Source organism: Corallococcus llansteffanensis (genome assembly GCF_003612055.1).
Lineage (GTDB): Bacteria > Myxococcota > Myxococcia > Myxococcales > Myxococcaceae > Corallococcus > Corallococcus llansteffanensis.
In genome coordinates, this window is sequence record NZ_RAWB01001163.1 from 1 (window position 1) to 497 (window position 497).

Annotated in this window: 1 protein-coding gene; it reads right to left on the reverse strand. The window is 74.6% G+C overall.

Annotated features, from left to right (window positions below; translation table 11 throughout):
• A partial coding sequence (locus tag D7V93_RS43930) for an FAD-dependent oxidoreductase (protein ID WP_208723385.1) occupies nucleotides 1–497 on the reverse strand: 497 nt, incomplete at both ends.

Consider the following 497-nt stretch of genomic DNA (forward strand, 5'->3'; position numbering starts at 1 on the left):
CCCTCCACCCGCGCCCCCTGGAGGACGACGGCCTCCACCCGCGTGGACAGCTCCAGCCGGACCCCGGCCTCGCGCGTCAGTCGCTCCACCGCGTCCACCAGGGTGCTCCAGCCGCCATCCACGTACAGCACGTTGGCGGCGAGCGCGGCCTGGAGTTGCTTCACCGCCGCCTGCGCACTGAGCGCCGTGTGGTCCGCGCAGTAGGTGGCCACGCGCACCAGGGCCGCCACGAGCGCCCGGCTGTCCTCCCGCGCCAGGCGGGTGTCCAGCCACTCGCGCGTCGACAGCGAGCCCAGCGGCTCCGGGTCGATGCGCCCCAGCCCGGCGAGCAGCCTCGCCACTTCGAGCTTTCCGGCGAGGGACAGCACGTCCGTGGTCAGCAGCGTGACGGGCCCGCGAGGCATCGTGTGCAGGCGGCCCTCGCGCAGGACATAGGCGCCGGTCTGCCCCGGGATGCCACCCTGGGGCTTCACGCCCATCCGCCCCAGCACCCGCAT